The sequence below is a fragment of the Lonepinella sp. MS14436 genome (assembly GCF_042470565.1).
Taxonomy (GTDB): domain Bacteria; phylum Pseudomonadota; class Gammaproteobacteria; order Enterobacterales; family Pasteurellaceae; genus Lonepinella.
In genome coordinates this window covers 1,773,711-1,789,344 of record NZ_CP170385.1, presented here as the reverse complement: position 1 = coordinate 1,789,344, position 15,634 = coordinate 1,773,711, and the positions used below count along the sequence as shown (strand labels likewise).

Sequence of the window (15,634 nt, the reverse complement as noted above, 5' to 3'; positions counted from 1 at the left end):
GGATCTTTTTTTATGTGAGAAAGATTTCTTGTCATGATTATTATAGTTGAAAAATCTAATGATTTAATCAATAATAATCAGTCGAATTAAAACCTTAAAAATAGGAACAACCATGTCAAACACAATTTTACAAAATCTTCCCCTTGGTCAAAAAGTGGGTATTGCCTTTTCAGGCGGTTTAGATACTAGTGCAGCTTTATTATGGATGCGTCAAAAAGGTGCAGTACCTTATGCTTATACCGCAAATTTAGGTCAACCTGATGAAGATGATTACAATGCGATCCCTAAAAAAGCAATGGAATATGGTGCAGAGATTGCACGTTTAATTGACTGTCGTAGCCAATTAGCACACGAGGGTATTGCTGCAATTCAAGCGGGGGCATTCCATGTTTCAACGGGCGGTATTACGTATTTTAATACCACACCATTAGGTCGAGCGGTAACTGGTACCATGCTTGTGTCGGCGATGAAAGAAGATAATGTCAATATTTGGGGAGATGGTTCAACCTTTAAAGGTAATGATATTGAACGTTTTTACCGTTATGGTTTGTTGACTAATCCAAATCTAAAAATTTATAAACCTTGGCTAGATGATCAATTTATTCACGAATTGGGTGGTCGTCATGAAATGTCAGAATTTTTAATTGCCAATGGGTTTAACTACAAAATGTCAGTAGAAAAAGCCTATTCAACGGATTCTAATATGCTTGGTGCAACACATGAAGCAAAAGATTTAGAATTTTTAAGCCGTGGTATTCGTATTGTTAATCCAATTATGGGTGTACCATTCTGGCGTGAAGATGTAGAAGTCAAAGCTGAAGAAGTTACCGTGCGTTTTGAAGAAGGCGTGCCAGTGGCATTAAATGGTAAAACATTTAGTAATGTGGTAGAACTCTTTTTAGAAGCAAATCGTATTGGTGGTCGTCACGGTTTAGGTATGTCAGACCAAATTGAAAACCGTATTATTGAAGCAAAATCTCGTGGTATTTATGAAGCACCAGGAATGGCATTATTCCATATTGCTTATGAACGTTTGGTAACTTCTATTCATAATGAAGACACTATTGAACAATATCGTATTAACGGTTTACGTTTAGGACGTTTATTATATCAAGGTCGCTGGTTTGATCCACAAGCCTTAATGTTACGTGAAACAGCTCAACGTTGGGTTGCTAAAGCTGTGACAGGTGAAGTGGTATTAGAATTACGCCGTGGTAATGATTACTCAATCTTAAATACGTCATCACCAAATATGACTTATCACCCAGAACGTTTAAGTATGGAAAAAGTGGAAAATGCACCATTTAACCCAGTAGATCGTATTGGTCAATTAACCATGCGTAATTTAGATATTTTAGATACAAGAGATAAGTTAGGTATTTATGCAAATACGGGTTTATTGTCTGTAACTAAAGAAGTGGCTTTACCACAGTTAAAAGATAAATAAAAAAATAGAGTCGATCAAAAGGTTGGTTTTAATTATGTTAATAATTACAATCAACCTTTTTTATTGATATAAAGTGAGAAATATTTTGACCTTATGACCATTACTTTAAGAGAGAGTATTGACGGATTTTTGTCGCCAAGGAGCAATCCAAATCAAGCAAAGCATACCTGGAATGGCAAGGAAGAAACAGAGCCAAAAATAATCATAGTAACCTAACCAATTAATTAAGGTACCAGCTTGTGTATTGAGAGTTGCTCTTGGCAACGCTGATAAACTGGTGAATAAGGCAAGTTGTGTTGCTGTATAAAGCGGATTGGTTTCTCTCGCCATAAATGCAACAAAAGCAGATGTTCCTAACCCAATACCGATGTATTCTGCAGCAATAACTAAGCTAAGAGCGAATAGCTCATAAGTGCCAATTTGTTCAAAGGGACCTTGTTTAGCGAGCCATGCAAAACCCAGAATCGTAATGATCTGCACTACACCAAATAACCATAATGCTTTATTAATCCCAATTTTTAGCATAACAATGCCACCAATAATACTTGCGATCACCATAGGCCAAAGCGAAGCATTTTTTGCTACAAGACCGATTTGGCTATTGCTGAAACCCATATCTAAATAGAACGGTGAAATCAGAGCTGTTGCCATACTATCACCGAGTTTATAGAGAAAAATAAACGCTAAAATAGCCAATGCTGACCAAATTCCTTTACGATTAAAAAATTCTTTAAACGGTTCAATCACATTATCTTTTAAAGTGCGGTGCGAATTTAACTCAATTTTGGGTTCACGGCTAATAAATAAGGTCATAAAAATACCAGGTAACATAAACAGAGCAGTAATGATAAAGACAGTTTGCCATGGGAGATAATCGGATAAAATTAAGGAAAGTGATCCTGGTACTAAACCTGCAATTCGATAAGCATTGACGTGAATGGAATTGCCTAGCCCTAATTCTTCATCCGATAAAATTTCTCGGCGGTAAGCATCAAGCACAACATCTTGATTGGCGGAGAAAAAGGAACACAGTGTTGCCAAACCAGCAATTAAAGTTAATCCTTGATTGGTATGTGGGGAAATAAAACCAAATAAAGCCATTGAGATTAATAACAGAATTTGTGAAACCAAAATCCAACCACGACGACGACCAAGAAAAGGCATTGAATAACGGTCAAGCAAAGGCGACCATAAAAATTTCCATGTAAAAGGGAGAGTAACCGCGGTGAAATAACCAAGGGTTTTTAAATCCACCTGTTCGGAGCGTAGCCAAATCGGTAATAAGGAAATTAGAATATAAAAAGGCAACCCCGAGCTGAAACCTGTAAAAATACAGATCAGCATATTGCGACTAAAAATTTGTGAGAGAACGGAAGATTTATTTGGCATAGTTAAAATATAATGAAATTCGAATGGAAAAGTGCGGTGTTTTTTACCGCACTTTTATGATTAATTAGTCTTTATAGCCTTGCGGATTATTTTTCTGCCAATTCCACGTATCTCGCATCATGGCATTCAAATCACGTTCTGATTTCCAGCCTAATTCTTTTAAAGCACGGCTTGCATCAGCGTAATTTTCAGCAATATCACCCGCACGGCGAGGTGCAAATTTATATGGAACAACGATATTATTCGCTTGTTCAAAGGCTTTCACCATATCTAATACAGAATAACCTACGCCAGTACCTAAATTATAAATATGTAATCCACCATCATTTTCATGACGAGCTAAGGCTTTAACGTGTCCAATGGCAAGGTCAACAACGTGAATATAATCACGTACACCGGTGCCATCAGGTGTATTGTAATCATTACCAAAAATAGATAATTCTTTTAATTTACCCACAGCCACTTGAGCAATATAAGGCATTAAATTATTTGGAATACCATTCGGATCTTCACCGATTAAACCACTTTCATGCGCTCCAACAGGGTTAAAATAACGCAAGAGCGTAATGCTAAATTTCGGTTCCGCTTTAGCAATATCGGTTAGCATTTGTTCTACCATTAATTTTGATGTGCCATAAGGGTTAGTTGTACCACCTACTTTACAATCTTCCGTCACAGGAATAACGTCAGGATCGCCATAAACCGTAGAAGATGAGCTAAATACAAAATTCCACACGCCTGCTTTACGCATTTGTTCAATTAAATTTAATGAACCCACCACGTTATTGCGATAATACTCAATAGGTTTCTGTACACTTTCACCGACAGCTTTTAAACCAGCAAAATGGATCACTGATTCAATGTTATTTTCAGCAAAGATTTGTTGTAATAATGCACTATCTAAAATATCACCTTGGTAAAATTTGGCTTGTTTACCTGTAATTTGAGCAACCCGTTCAAGGGATTTTTCCGAAGAATTGCACAGATTGTCTAATACAACTACTTCTTTGTTGGCATTGAATAATTCAACGACAGTATGTGAGCCGATATAACCCGCTCCACCAGTGACTAAAATTGCCATAATATTTTCCTTCTGTTGATGTGCTGTAGATAGTATAAATCCGTTATCTTGTTTGATAAAGTAATAATCGAATTATTGAGGTTTATTGCCAGCAAATTGTTTCATCAGTTGGTGTAATTGTTTGCATTGTAATTGAAATGCACGGCAATGAGTACACAGTATTACATGCGTTTTCACACCTATTTTCTCATTAAAATTAAGCTCTCGCTCTTGAGCATCAGAAATAAGTTTAGTAATTTGTAAACATTTCATTTTTCATTCCTAATTTAATTTGGTCGCTAAACAATGTTGTAACTGTAATCTCGCTCGATACAGTAAGATATGTAGGTTTCCACTGGTGATATTTACTTCGTGGCAAATTTCATCAGCAGAAAAATCTAAATATTCTCGCATCATAAAAACACGGCTTTGTTTAGCTGGTAAATGAGTTAAACAGGTTTCAAATAATAGCCAGAATTCATCTGAATAAACTGCGTTTTCTTGCCAGCTTTCAGGATAATATTCTGTTTTCCAATGACCATTTTGATCGAAAAATTGGTTATTTTCTTCATCATCATCCACAAGGTCACTTTCAAGTACAAAACGATCTTTTTGACGTAAATAATCAATAATTTTATTTTTCAGAATAGCAAAAATCCATGTTTTCAATGCGGATTGACGTTGAAAACTATCAATATTTTTCACCGCACTTAATAAGGCTTCTTGCACCATATCTTCTGCAATGGTCATATCTCGCAGTTGAAGTAGTGCAAATTTCAACATTTGCTCTCTTATTTCAGCGAGTTGTTCTGATTGTATTAACGATGGTGTAGCTTGCAAATTAATGTTCCCTCGTTTTAAAAAATGTCACATCAGGATAACGTTCTTGAGCTAAATTCAGATTTACCATGGTTGGGGCAATATAGGTTAAATTATCGCCACCGTCTAAGGCTAAATTTTGCTCATTTTTGCGTTTAAATTCTTCAAATTTTTTCACATCAGCACATTCCACCCAACGAGCCGTTGCCACATTCACATTTTCGTAAATGGCCTCCACGTTATATTCGGATTTCAACCGAGAAACCACCACATCAAACTGTAACACACCCACTGCACCAACAATTAAATCGTTGTTTATTAACGGACGAAACACTTGCACCGCTCCTTCTTCGGAAAGTTGTACCAAGCCTTTGAGTAATTGCTTTTGTTTAAGCGGATCTTTCAAACGAATACGGCGGAATAATTCAGGGGCGAAGTTCGGAATCCCTGTAAATTTCAGATCTTCCCCTTGGGTAAAGGTATCACCAATTTGAATGGTGCCGTGGTTATGCAAGCCGATAATGTCGCCTGCGTAGGCTTCTTCAGCGTGGGTTCGATCCCCTGCCATAAAAGTCAAGGCATCGGAAATCACTACATCTTTACCGATACGCACGTGGCGAAGTTTCATGCCTTTTTCATACTTACCCGATACCACTCGCATAAACGCCACGCGGTCACGGTGTTTTGGATCCATATTGGCTTGAATTTTGAACACAAAACCGCTGAATTTTTCCTCCGCACTTTCCACCAAGCGAGTGTCCGCTTGACGTGGCTGCGGTGCTGGCGACCATTGAGTTAGCCCATCTAAGAAATGATCCACACCGAAATTACCTAATGCCGTCCCAAAATAAACAGGCGTGAGTTCGCCATTAATAAACAAATCGTGATCAAATTCATTAGATGCACCTTGCACCAGTTCCAGTTCATCACGCAACTGCTGAGCCAAATCTTCGCCCACGGTTTGATCCAATTCAGGGTTATTTAAACCCTTGATAATGCGAACTTCTTGAATGGTATGCCCTTGCCCTGTTTGGTATAAATAGGTTTCATCTTTATATAAATGATACACCCCTTTAAACAGCTTGCCGCAACCGATAGGCCAAGTAATCGGTGCACAATGGATTTTCAACACATTTTCCACTTCGTCCAACAATTCCATTGGATCGCGAATATCACGGTCGAGTTTGTTCATAAAGGTGATAATCGGTGTATCACGCAAACGGGTCACTTCCATTAACTTGATTGTCCGTTCTTCCACCCCTTTTGAGCTATCAATTACCATTAAACAGCTATCCACCGCGGTTAAAGTGCGGTAGGTATCTTCCGAGAAATCTTCGTGTCCCGGGGTGTCGAGCAAATTCACCAAACAATCGTTGTACGGAAATTGCATTACAGAAGTGGTAATCGAAATTCCCCGTTGCTTTTCCATTTCCATCCAGTCGGATTTGGCGTGAGCCTGCGAGCCTTTGCCTTTCACTGAACCTGCGGTTTGAATCGCATTTCCATAGAGTAACACTTTTTCCGTAATGGTGGTTTTCCCCGCATCGGGGTGAGAAATAATCGCAAAAGTGCGGCGTTTGTTTACTTGTTGTAGATAGGTCATTTTTGTTTCATGTAAATAGAATAAAATTAATTACTTATTGTCGTTGATTTTGGTTGTGGGTGCAAGTAATTAAAATAGTTAGAAACAAAGAAGGGATTTGGTATGTTTGAAGAACAAAAAGTTTTAAATAAAAAATACAAGTTATTTCCGTATCAATACGGAAAATTTCGCTATGTACATTTTTCCTGAAGTGATTATGATGATAATTGTCAATCAATTCATCGGGAGAATGTTATGTTAGCAAAAAATTTCTTATGGGGTGGGGCGGTTGCTGCTCATCAATTAGAAGGTGGTTGGAAAGAGGGTAATAAAGGATTAAGTGTTGCTGATGTTATGACCGCAGGAGCAAATGGAGTAGAACGAGAGATCACGGATGGCGTGGTAGCTGGTAAATATTATCCAAATCATGAAGCTATCGATTTTTACCATCGTTATAAAGAAGATATTGCTTTATTTGCGGAAATGGGGTTTAAATGTTTTCGTACATCTATTGCTTGGACACGCATTTTTCCACAAGGTGATGAGAGTCAGCCCAACGAAGCAGGCTTGCAATTTTATGATGATTTATTTGATGAATGCTTAAAATATGGTATTGAGCCAGTAGTTACCCTTTCACATTTTGAGATACCTTATCATTTAGTAACTCAATATGGTGGTTTTCGTAATCGTCAATTAATTGAATTTTTTGAACGTTTTGCTCGAGCTTGTTTTGAGCGTTTCCATTCAAAAGTCAAATATTGGATGACCTTTAATGAAATTAATAATCAAGCCAATTTTAATCGTGATTTTACTACTTTCACTAATTCGGGATTAGTATTCAAAGACGGTGATGATCGAGAAGCTATTATGTATCAAGCCGCCCATTATGAATTAGTGGCAAGTAGTCGTGCGGTAAAAATTGCTCATGAAATTAATCCTGATTTAAAAGTGGGTTGTATGATTCAATTTAGCCCAATTTATCCTGAAACCTGTAAACCAGAAGACGTACTGTTTTCGCAAAAAGCGATGCAAAAGCGGTTTTATTTTGCCGATGTGCATGTACGTGGAAAATATCCAGCCTATATTTTAAATTATTGGCAACGCAAAAATATTTATATTGATTTTACTGAGCAAGATCAAGTCGATCTATTAGCGGGTACAGTGGATTATATTGGCTTTAGTTATTATATGTCTTTTGCCACTCGTTATCATAAGGAAAATACTTATTTTGATTTTGACGAAAGTGCTGATTTGGTTACTAACCAATTTGTACCACGTTCAGAATGGGGATGGCAAATTGATCCTATAGGCTTACGTTATTCTTTAAATTATTTAACCGATATGTATCGTCTTCCGTTATTTATTGTGGAAAATGGCTTTGGTGCTATTGATGAAATCAGTGATGATGGCATGGTACATGATGATTATCGCATTGATTATTTAAAAGCTCATATTCAAACCATGAAACAAGCAGTGGAACAAGACGGTGTAGATTTAATGGGTTATACCCCTTGGGGCTGTATTGATTTAGTTTCGGCGGGAACTGGTGAAATGAAAAAACGCTATGGGTTTATTTATGTAGATAAGGATAATCAAGGTAAAGGCAGCCTTGAACGTTCTCGTAAAAAATCGTTTTATTGGTATCAACAAGTTATTCAAAGCAATGGTGAACATTTATAAGGAAAATAGACTATGAAAAAAGCATTAATTATTTGTGCCGCAGGCATGTCTTCATCTTTAATGGCGAAGAAAACCACAGATTTTTTTAAATCCAAAGGACATGATATTGAAATCGATGCTGTTTCAGCGACTGAGGGGCAAAAAGCGATTGAATCTGGCAGTTTTGATTTGTATTTAATTAGCCCACAAACCAAAATGTATTTAGCAAAATTTACTGAATTGGGAAAAAAAGCTGGAAAACCTGTGGAAAGTATTCCACCACAAGCCTATGTGCCTATTCCAATGGGCATTGAAAAATTAGCTAATTTAGTGTTAGAAAAAATCTAACCTATAAGGTCAGAGTATGTTTAATAAAAAAGAAATTGCTATTTTACAATATTTATTTGAACATCAAGATAGTTTTGTTACCAGCAATCAACTTGCAAGTCATCTAAACTACTCTGACCGTACTATTCGTAGCTATATTAAGAACATTACAATAGATTTACCTAAATATGGTGCGGAACTTGTTGCCAAACAAGGATTAGGTTATCAATTAGTGATTAAAAATCTAAGTGAATTTCAACTGCAGTTGAATTTGAAAAAACAAAATAAAAGAATTGAAAGTAAACAAGATAGACAGAAGTATATTTTGAATAAATTATTCTTTAGTCAACCTTATCTTTTATTTGATGACCTTGAACAAGAATTATTTGTTAGCCGTTCCACTCTTTCTGCAGATTTCAAAGAGATTAGTGATCTGATTAAACCCTATCATTTAACTATTACCAGTAAAGCCAATCAGGGCGTAAGTATAGTAGGGCATGAGCAGGATTATCGTGCATTTATCATGGATTACTTTTTTAAGAAAGATTTTGGTAATGCGATTAATCGTTATATTGGCAATACGATTTTTATAGATGAAATACGTTTTGAGAACCTTCTACAAATCATTATTGAAGAATGTAGAAAAGGAAAACTATATTTAGCGGATTTTATATTACAAAATTTAGCTTTGCATATTTTACTTGCCATTAATCGTATAAAAACAGGGCATAAACTTAATATAAACATTCAGCCTGATGAGCTTGATGATTATTTTATAGAACGCATGGTGGCAGAAAATATTATTGATCGTATAAGAGCTGAAAATAACATTCAATTTCCTCGCTCAGAAATTGATTACATTGCTTTACATTTACTTGCCAAGGGAAAGCGATTAGAAAATAAACTCTCTCAAATAGAACAGAAAACCGCAGAAATTAAACAGATTATTATAAAAATTGAACAAGCCTTACATATTCAAATTGTAGATGATGAAGTATTAATCAATGCTATTTCACAGCATCTACAATTATTGATTACCAGATTAAAAAATAATATTACTGTAGAAAATCCACTTTGTCAGGAAATTATGCAGAATTATCAAGATATTTTTCAATTAGTATGTAAATATTTTGATGAATTTTCTGATTTTCAGGGTATTAACGTTTCTAATGATGAATATTCTTATTTAGCGTTACATATTTTGGCTGCCATTGAACGTTATCAGAATAAGAAAAAATTAAAAGTTCTAGTGGTTTGTACTACAGGTTATAGTTCTGCACAATTTATTAAGAACCGCTTGGAATATGAATTTAATGATAGCTTAATTATTAAAGATGTAGTGAGTTATTATGAACTTAATGATCAGATTTTAGCAGATATTGATTTTATTGTGTCTTCTATAGATTTATCTAATTTAGTGTTTAAAGTGCCAGTGGTACATTCTAGTATTTTTCTGAAAAATGATGAATTTGATCAGATCAGAAATATGATTAAACAAATTAAAAGTAAAGATCTTGTACAAACTAGTAAATTTATCCCAATAGAAGAAATTGAGAAGCTAGAAATTATACAAAATAAACAACTCTTATTATCTAACTTTTTTAATGAGAATTATTTTATACGGTTTAATAATTCTGCCAGTAAAGAAGAAGTGATTGAAACCTTAGTGCAGCATTGTGCATACAATGAAACCGAAAAATATCCACGTAGAATGCTAGAACAAATAAAGCAAAGGGAAAGATTAAGTTCCGTGGTATTTAGTCAATATATTGCTGTGCCACACCCAATTAAACCTGTGGGAGAACAAAGTAAAGTGGCAGTAGGGATTATTCCACAAACATTAGTTTGGGATAAACTGCATCAACAAATTCAATTAGTATTTTTAATTTCACCATCTCAATATGGCAATGCGGAATTAAAACAGATCACTTCGGCGATTGTAAAGTTAACCGAAGACGAGTATTTACAACAGCAATTAATTCAGTGTCAAGATTTTAATCAGTTTATTCAATTATTTTCATTATTAATTTAGGAGTTTGGTATGGAAGATGAAAACGAATTACAGGTAGTGGCTTTTGAAATTATTGTACATAGTGGCGATGCCAGAAATCTAATTCATCAAGCATTAGATCTAATGAAAGGCGGAGAATTTGTACAAGCTCGACAACAATTAGATGAAGCCAACCAGAATTTATTAGAAGCACATAAATCACAAACTAATTTATTGAAAGATTATGCTTGTGGCAAAGTGATTCCGATGGAAATTATTATGGTGCATGCGCAAGATCATCTAATGTCCACAATGTTATTACATGAATTGGCATTGGAATTTTTGGTACTACATCAGAAAATGGCAAATAAGGAATAACTTATGGTAACACCGCATAAACAACAAATGATTTTACGTTCCTTGTATTTTAATCGCTTTTTATTTGTGCGTTATACAACAGCATTTTTGTTTTTCTCAACTTTAGTTTGGTGCTGTGCTATGTTTTTATCTCAAGCTACTTTTCTATTTGTACCGTTGCTAATATTAAGCTTGCTTGGAATAGCCAGTTTTGAACAAGTTAAAATGTATTATAAACATAACACAGCGGCACCATTAACTAGCAGGATTTTTCAATTCCTACTAGTGGGTTATAGTTTACTCATGTTGATTTGTTTAACACCTTATGAAAAACAGTTATTTCCTTTTGTCCAAAACCATCAAACTCGTATTTTAGAGGGGTATTTTGGTGTAGTAATAATATTAACGCTATTGGTGTTAAAAAAATTAAACACAATCCGTGCAAATAAAGATACACATTATCAACGCATAATGGCTTATGAACAACAACTTAACTTAGAAGGAAATTCCCTATGAACGGCATATTTCAACTGTTAGAAAAATATTTAATGGGACCTATGGCAAAAATAGCCGCCTTTAAATCAGTACGAGCGATTATGGCAGCAGGGATCGCTAGTATTACGTTTACTATTGTTGGCTCATTTTTCCTTGTCTTTAATGTACTTCCTGAAACCTTTACGTTTCTGCGAGATTTCTTCGATGAAACGTTCTTTAGAATAAGTGATCTTTATATTTTAGTTTATAAATCAACGATGGGGCTATTGGCTCTATATTTTGTGATTGTGATTGGCTATGAATATACCAAAATTCATGAACAGGAAGATGAGATCAACGTTTCACCGTTAAATGGTGCCTTACTTGCTTTATTTGCTTTCTTTTTATGTATTCCAGAACTTTTTTATGCAGATGGTCGGATTCAGTTATTTTCCGATGCCACCACCATTAATGGTTGGGTAATTGGTGGCAGTGGACCTGATCGTATGGGAACGGTAGGGATTTTTACGGCAATTATTATGTCTTTGTTAACGGTGAAAATTTACTGTTTTTGCGTGAAACGTAATTGGGTAATTAAGATGCCAGAAGCTGTACCTGAAGGTGTTGCTCGCTCATTCACGGCATTAATTCCAGCCTTTGCGGTAGCAGTAGTGGTATTAGTGATTAACGGTGGCTTTATCGCATTTGGTACAGATATTTTTAAAGTGATTGCCATTCCATTTGCTTTTGTTACCGACATCGCTAACAGTTGGCTAGGGTTGATGGTGATTTTCTTCTTAATTCATGCCTTATGGATTGTGGGGATTCATGGAGCCAATATTATTAGTTCCTTTTTAGTGCCAATTGTATTAAGTAATTTGCAAGCTAATGCAAACGGAGCGAATATTCCTTTTGCAGGTGAATTTTACAATAGTTTTGTATTTCTTGGTGGATCTGGTGGTACATTGGGACTAACTTTATTTATAGCCTTTCTTGCTCGTTCACAACAATTACGGATTTTAGGCAAAGCGTCTATTGCACCAGGCATATTTAATATTAATGAGCCAATTATCTTTGGCTTACCAATCGTATATAACCCATATTTAGCTATACCATTTTTCCTTTCGCCAATGGTGACTGCGTCTATGGCATATTGGTCAATTAAATTACATTGGGTGAATCCAATAATTGCTAATGTACCTTGGCCATCTCCAGCTGGTATTGGTGCATTTATTGGTACAGCAGGTGATTGGCGTGCCGCAGCATTGGCATTATCTTGTGTTTTAGTATCTTGGTTAATTTATCTGCCGTTTGTTAAGGTGTATGACAATAAATTAGCAACAGAAGAACAGGCAGCAGAACAAGTTAGTCAGTAAACGTCATAAAAAAATACCGCACTTTTTTAACGATTTTTGATAAAAGTGCGGTATAAAATAACAACATTTTTTTATCTTTTCTCAATCATGACTTTTATATCTTCTGGCATCGCATAATAAGGGGCAGAAGTAATAAATAAGTCAATACCTAATTTAGCAAAATCCGCAACATTATTTTTATTTACCCCACCTGCTACGGATAACATCACATTAGATTTGAGTTGTTGCTTAAGCTCTAAAGCAGCTTTGACATCATCTGAACTAAATTTATCTAATTGAATAATATTAGGATTCGCCAATAACATGGCTTGACACTGGGCTAAATTATCCGCTTCAAGGGTGATTTTATTTTCAGGGGCTTGTTGGCGTAATGTTGCCACAATATCAATGTAATTCTCTGGTTCGTCCAATAAATTACGGTGATTGGTAAAGACTAAAAGGGTTTCACTGAGTCCTTGACGGTGAATATGTCCACCGCCAGCTAGCACGGCAGCAGTGGCTAATTTTCTGGTGTTAGGGATGCTTTTTCGCGTACAAGCCACCACGGCATTAGGGTTTATCGCTTTGGCATTTTGCACCATTTCTGCGGTATATTGTGCCACACCACAACTCCACTCTAATACCAGTTGTACTACTTTCCATGCTTGATGAAGTTGATCGGCTTGGGCTTCTGCTTGAATAAGTAGCGTTCCCGCTGTTACTTCATCGCCATCTTGAACAAAGGCATTAGCTTGAATATGCAATTTGGTTAATAAACGTAATGCGACATTAATACCCGCTACCACACCTGCTTTTTTACGTGTAAATGACATACGAGCAGGTTTTTTTCCAATATCTAAGCAATGTGTGGTTAAATCACCACGATAAATATCTTCAAGTAAAAAATTATCGAGTTCTGGTTCAGAAAAATAGATCATAGCGTTTCCTTGAGTGTTCCATGGTGGATAGAGATAGCACGTTCCGCCAGATAGTCGGCTTCTTTCGGTTCGTGCGTGACCATTAAAATGGTGAGTGAAAATTGCGTTTTTATTTGTTTAATGATTTGCCACATTTGGGTACGAGTATCCCAATCAAGAGAAGAAAAAGGTTCATCGAGTAACAATAATTTAGGATAACTGATTAATACTCTCGCCAGTGCGACCCGTTGTTGTTCGCCCCCCGAGATTTGATGCGGATAACGATCAATTAAATGTTCAATACCCAACTGTTGCAACAAATCTATTTGTTCTGTCAAGGAAATGTGTGTACCCTGTGCTAAGGCTAAATTTTCATTGACCGTTCTATGTGGAAACAAATAAAGCCGTTGATTTAAATAACGACATTGACGTTGCCAAGGGGGAAGTCGGTTAATATTTTGTCTAGCCAAAATGATGTTACCTTGATACTCAAGATAGCCTGCGATAGCATTAAGCAAGGTTGTTTTACCACTGCCTGATTTACCTAAGATAGCGACACATTCATTGGGTTGAATATGTAAGTTTAGTCGGTTTAAAATACCGACAGTTAAATCTTGAATGTTTAACATTGACTATTGCCGATTGAGATTGCGTAATAAGAGTAATAACAAGGCGGAAATCACTAAAAGCCATAATGATGCACCAATGGCAATTTCAAAATCACCACTGGCGATATTTAAATAGATTGCCATTGGCAAGGTTTCCGTTTTAAAGCGAGTAGCACCTGCTAACATTAAGGTTGCACCGAATTCCCCAATCGCTCTTGCCCAAGCTAAGATTGTACCGCTTAATAAGGGTTTCCAACACATAGGCAATTCCACTTTGATTAAAGATTGCCAAGGGGTGAGTCCAAGATTATAAGCGGTTAAGCGGTAGCCTATATCAAAATTGGCAAATGCCCCCCTTGCACTACGTAATAAAATGGAACTTGCAATATAGGTTTGAGCAATAATGATCCCCACTGGGCTAAATACCCAATCGCTGACGATGGGGAACCAAGTTGCCACAATACCTTGACGATTAAATAATAACAGTAGGCTTAATCCTGCCACTAATGGGGGTAAAACCATAGGGAGATCGAGTAGGGTATCGATCACTTTTTGCCAAGGTAAGGTTTTTTGGCTCATCACCCAAGCACTCGGAATAGCAATGATCATTGCCAACAAAAGTGAAATGATTGAACTACTCAGCGACATTCCCAAGGCAAAATAGAGTTCTTTATCCGTTAGAATTTCAATGAGAAAATGCTGATTGAGCTTACTGGTTAAGGATAAAATCGCCCCAACCACGATACATAACAATAATGCCAATGGGATAAGGGCGAAATATAAACTCAAACTATTGGGCGATCGGTAAGAAACCTTCATCAGTGAAGTATTTCACTCCTTCAGCAGATTTGAATAAGTCTAATAATTGTTTAGCTTCTTTTGGGTGCTGACTGGTTTTTAAGGTAGCGATGGTCACTTTTTCTTCAGGCGTACCTTTTGGATTGTCCAAAATCACTAATTTATCTTTTTCTTTCCACGCACCTGAACGCCCAACGACAGCAGCATCAACATCACCGTTGAGCAAATAAAGCATTAATTGTTTTACTGTTCCCGCTTTTACTACCACTTTTTCATTTAACGCTTTTTCATAACCAGAAAGTGCCAATATTTTTTCTGCACCTTTACCTAATGCCATCGCTTTGCTATCACCAATACCAATACGTAAATTACTTTCTGCGAGAGCTTTCAAGGAATCAATGCCATCGGCTTTGTCTTTACGTACTGCCATGACGGGGATATGTAAGACTAATGGTGCTGATTCAATCACGTCACCTGTTTGTTGTAATTTTTCTACATAGTCGGCAGAACCGAGTAAATACAAATCACCTTGTTGGGTGGTTTGATAACGAGCTAATAACTGACCTGATCCTGCATATTCGACAGTGACTTTATTGTTGGTTTGTGTTTCAAATTGTTTAATAATTTTTTCTACTGGTGATTTTAAACCAGCCCCAGCATACAGGTGTAATTCAGCTGCAGATACTGTGGCAGTAAAACCAAGTGTTAATGCTAAGAGAGATAAAGAGACTTTCATGAGATTTTCCTTAATTTTATGAATAGAATAGCGTTATATATATCATTCTACAAAGAATTAGAGAAAACTTCAAAAGGTTTTCATTAGTTAAAAATTGAGTAAAAAAACACCGCACT

Annotated in this window: 16 protein-coding genes; 7 read left to right on the top strand and 9 right to left on the bottom strand. The window is 36.1% G+C overall.

The window, feature by feature from the left end:
* Positions 1 to 112: 112 nt before the first annotated feature.
* Positions 113 to 1,447, top strand: coding sequence for an argininosuccinate synthase (gene argG, locus O1Q81_RS08655; protein WP_386690623.1), 1,335 nt, complete (start codon positions 113 to 115; stop codon positions 1,445 to 1,447).
* A gap of 105 nt (positions 1,448 to 1,552) precedes the next feature.
* Here argG and O1Q81_RS08650 read toward each other — a convergent pair whose 3' ends face one another.
* The 5 genes from O1Q81_RS08650 to prfC all read right to left on the bottom strand — a co-directional run bounded on the left by O1Q81_RS08650 (position 1,553) and on the right by prfC (position 6,318).
* The gene (locus O1Q81_RS08650) at positions 1,553 to 2,836 is read right to left on the bottom strand and encodes an AmpG family muropeptide MFS transporter (RefSeq protein WP_386697104.1); all 1,284 of its coding nucleotides are present in this window, start codon (positions 2,834 to 2,836) and stop codon (positions 1,553 to 1,555) included.
* A 64-nt stretch (positions 2,837 to 2,900) separates the two neighbouring features.
* Positions 2,901 to 3,917: a UDP-glucose 4-epimerase GalE gene (gene galE, locus O1Q81_RS08645; protein WP_386694491.1), complete on the bottom strand. Its 1,017-nt coding sequence runs from the start codon at positions 3,915 to 3,917 to the stop codon at positions 2,901 to 2,903.
* Between the two features lie 72 nt (positions 3,918 to 3,989).
* Positions 3,990 to 4,169 (bottom strand): zf-HC2 domain-containing protein, encoded by a 180-nt coding sequence (locus O1Q81_RS08640; protein ID WP_386687007.1) that lies wholly within the window; start codon positions 4,167 to 4,169, stop codon positions 3,990 to 3,992.
* Between the two features lie 9 nt (positions 4,170 to 4,178).
* Positions 4,179 to 4,679 carry a sigma-70 family RNA polymerase sigma factor gene (locus O1Q81_RS08635; RefSeq protein WP_386687005.1) on the bottom strand — a complete coding sequence of 167 codons (501 nt, stop codon included), beginning with the start codon at positions 4,677 to 4,679 and terminating at the stop codon, positions 4,179 to 4,181.
* A gap of 58 nt (positions 4,680 to 4,737) precedes the next feature.
* Positions 4,738 to 6,318: a peptide chain release factor 3 gene (prfC, locus tag O1Q81_RS08630; protein ID WP_386697102.1), complete on the bottom strand. Its 1,581-nt coding sequence runs from the start codon at positions 6,316 to 6,318 to the stop codon at positions 4,738 to 4,740.
* 234 nt (positions 6,319 to 6,552) lie between these two features.
* Here prfC and O1Q81_RS08625 point away from each other — a divergent pair, with 234 nt between their 5' ends.
* Genes O1Q81_RS08625 through celB form a run of 6 tightly spaced genes read left to right on the top strand, consistent with a single transcriptional unit; the run spans position 6,553 to position 12,480 of the window.
* Complete coding sequence (locus O1Q81_RS08625) at positions 6,553 to 7,977, top strand: 6-phospho-beta-glucosidase (protein WP_386697099.1); 1,425 nt, start codon at positions 6,553 to 6,555, stop codon at positions 7,975 to 7,977.
* A gap of 12 nt (positions 7,978 to 7,989) precedes the next feature.
* Positions 7,990 to 8,304 (top strand): PTS cellobiose transporter subunit IIB, encoded by a 315-nt coding sequence (locus O1Q81_RS08620; RefSeq protein WP_386686999.1) that lies wholly within the window; start codon positions 7,990 to 7,992, stop codon positions 8,302 to 8,304.
* Between the two features lie 16 nt (positions 8,305 to 8,320).
* On the top strand, positions 8,321 to 10,315 hold the full coding sequence (locus O1Q81_RS08615) for a BglG family transcription antiterminator (RefSeq protein WP_386697096.1): 1,995 nt from the start codon (positions 8,321 to 8,323) through the stop codon (positions 10,313 to 10,315).
* A 9-nt stretch (positions 10,316 to 10,324) separates the two neighbouring features.
* A complete protein-coding gene (locus O1Q81_RS08610) occupies positions 10,325 to 10,651 on the top strand; it encodes a PTS lactose/cellobiose transporter subunit IIA (protein ID WP_386686995.1) in 327 nt (108 codons plus the stop codon).
* 3 nt (positions 10,652 to 10,654) lie between these two features.
* Positions 10,655 to 11,146: a hypothetical protein gene (locus O1Q81_RS08605; RefSeq protein ID WP_386686993.1), complete on the top strand. Its 492-nt coding sequence runs from the start codon at positions 10,655 to 10,657 to the stop codon at positions 11,144 to 11,146.
* Entirely contained in the window at positions 11,143 to 12,480 is a 1,338-nt protein-coding gene (gene celB / locus O1Q81_RS08600; protein ID WP_386686991.1) for a PTS cellobiose transporter subunit IIC, read from the top strand. The genes O1Q81_RS08605 and celB overlap by 4 nt, the downstream gene beginning before the upstream one ends.
* Positions 12,481 to 12,551: 71 nt before the next feature.
* Here the strand turns inward: celB and modD are convergent, their stop codons facing one another.
* From modD to modA, 4 genes are read right to left on the bottom strand one after another with little or no spacing between them, the layout of a single operon-like run.
* The gene (modD, locus tag O1Q81_RS08595; RefSeq protein WP_386686989.1) at positions 12,552 to 13,397 is read right to left on the bottom strand and encodes a ModD protein; all 846 of its coding nucleotides are present in this window, start codon (positions 13,395 to 13,397) and stop codon (positions 12,552 to 12,554) included.
* A complete protein-coding gene (locus O1Q81_RS08590; protein WP_386697094.1) occupies positions 13,394 to 14,005 on the bottom strand; it encodes an ABC transporter ATP-binding protein in 612 nt (203 codons plus the stop codon). The genes modD and O1Q81_RS08590 overlap by 4 nt, the downstream gene beginning before the upstream one ends.
* A 3-nt stretch (positions 14,006 to 14,008) precedes the next feature.
* Positions 14,009 to 14,803 carry an ABC transporter permease gene (locus O1Q81_RS08585; protein WP_386686985.1) on the bottom strand — a complete coding sequence of 265 codons (795 nt, stop codon included), beginning with the start codon at positions 14,801 to 14,803 and terminating at the stop codon, positions 14,009 to 14,011.
* Positions 14,775 to 15,518 carry a molybdate ABC transporter substrate-binding protein gene (modA, locus tag O1Q81_RS08580; protein ID WP_386697093.1) on the bottom strand — a complete coding sequence of 248 codons (744 nt, stop codon included), beginning with the start codon at positions 15,516 to 15,518 and terminating at the stop codon, positions 14,775 to 14,777. Before modA ends, O1Q81_RS08585 begins: the two co-directional genes overlap by 29 nt.
* Positions 15,519 to 15,634 lie beyond the last annotated feature (116 nt).

What these genes read in the sequence shown, in the direction of transcription:
- argG (WP_386690623.1), top strand. Translation starts at nt 113, where the DNA reads ATGTCAAACACAATTTTACAAAATCTTCCCCTTGGTCAAAAAGTGGGT.
- O1Q81_RS08650 (WP_386697104.1), bottom strand. Translation starts at nt 2,836, where the DNA reads ATGCCAAATAAATCTTCCGTTCTCTCACAAATTTTTAGTCGCAATATG.
- galE (WP_386694491.1), bottom strand. Translation starts at nt 3,917, where the DNA reads ATGGCAATTTTAGTCACTGGTGGAGCGGGTTATATCGGCTCACATACT.
- O1Q81_RS08640 (WP_386687007.1), bottom strand. Translation starts at nt 4,169, where the DNA reads ATGAAATGTTTACAAATTACTAAACTTATTTCTGATGCTCAAGAGCGA.
- O1Q81_RS08635 (WP_386687005.1), bottom strand. Translation starts at nt 4,679, where the DNA reads ATGTTGAAATTTGCACTACTTCAACTGCGAGATATGACCATTGCAGAA.
- prfC (WP_386697102.1), bottom strand. Translation starts at nt 6,318, where the DNA reads ATGACCTATCTACAACAAGTAAACAAACGCCGCACTTTTGCGATTATT.
- O1Q81_RS08625 (WP_386697099.1), top strand. Translation starts at nt 6,553, where the DNA reads ATGTTAGCAAAAAATTTCTTATGGGGTGGGGCGGTTGCTGCTCATCAA.
- O1Q81_RS08620 (WP_386686999.1), top strand. Translation starts at nt 7,990, where the DNA reads ATGAAAAAAGCATTAATTATTTGTGCCGCAGGCATGTCTTCATCTTTA.
- O1Q81_RS08615 (WP_386697096.1), top strand. Translation starts at nt 8,321, where the DNA reads ATGTTTAATAAAAAAGAAATTGCTATTTTACAATATTTATTTGAACAT.
- O1Q81_RS08610 (WP_386686995.1), top strand. Translation starts at nt 10,325, where the DNA reads ATGGAAGATGAAAACGAATTACAGGTAGTGGCTTTTGAAATTATTGTA.
- O1Q81_RS08605 (WP_386686993.1), top strand. Translation starts at nt 10,655, where the DNA reads ATGGTAACACCGCATAAACAACAAATGATTTTACGTTCCTTGTATTTT.
- celB (WP_386686991.1), top strand. Translation starts at nt 11,143, where the DNA reads ATGAACGGCATATTTCAACTGTTAGAAAAATATTTAATGGGACCTATG.
- modD (WP_386686989.1), bottom strand. Translation starts at nt 13,397, where the DNA reads ATGATCTATTTTTCTGAACCAGAACTCGATAATTTTTTACTTGAAGAT.
- O1Q81_RS08590 (WP_386697094.1), bottom strand. Translation starts at nt 14,005, where the DNA reads ATGTTAAACATTCAAGATTTAACTGTCGGTATTTTAAACCGACTAAAC.
- O1Q81_RS08585 (WP_386686985.1), bottom strand. Translation starts at nt 14,803, where the DNA reads ATGAAGGTTTCTTACCGATCGCCCAATAGTTTGAGTTTATATTTCGCC.
- modA (WP_386697093.1), bottom strand. Translation starts at nt 15,518, where the DNA reads ATGAAAGTCTCTTTATCTCTCTTAGCATTAACACTTGGTTTTACTGCC.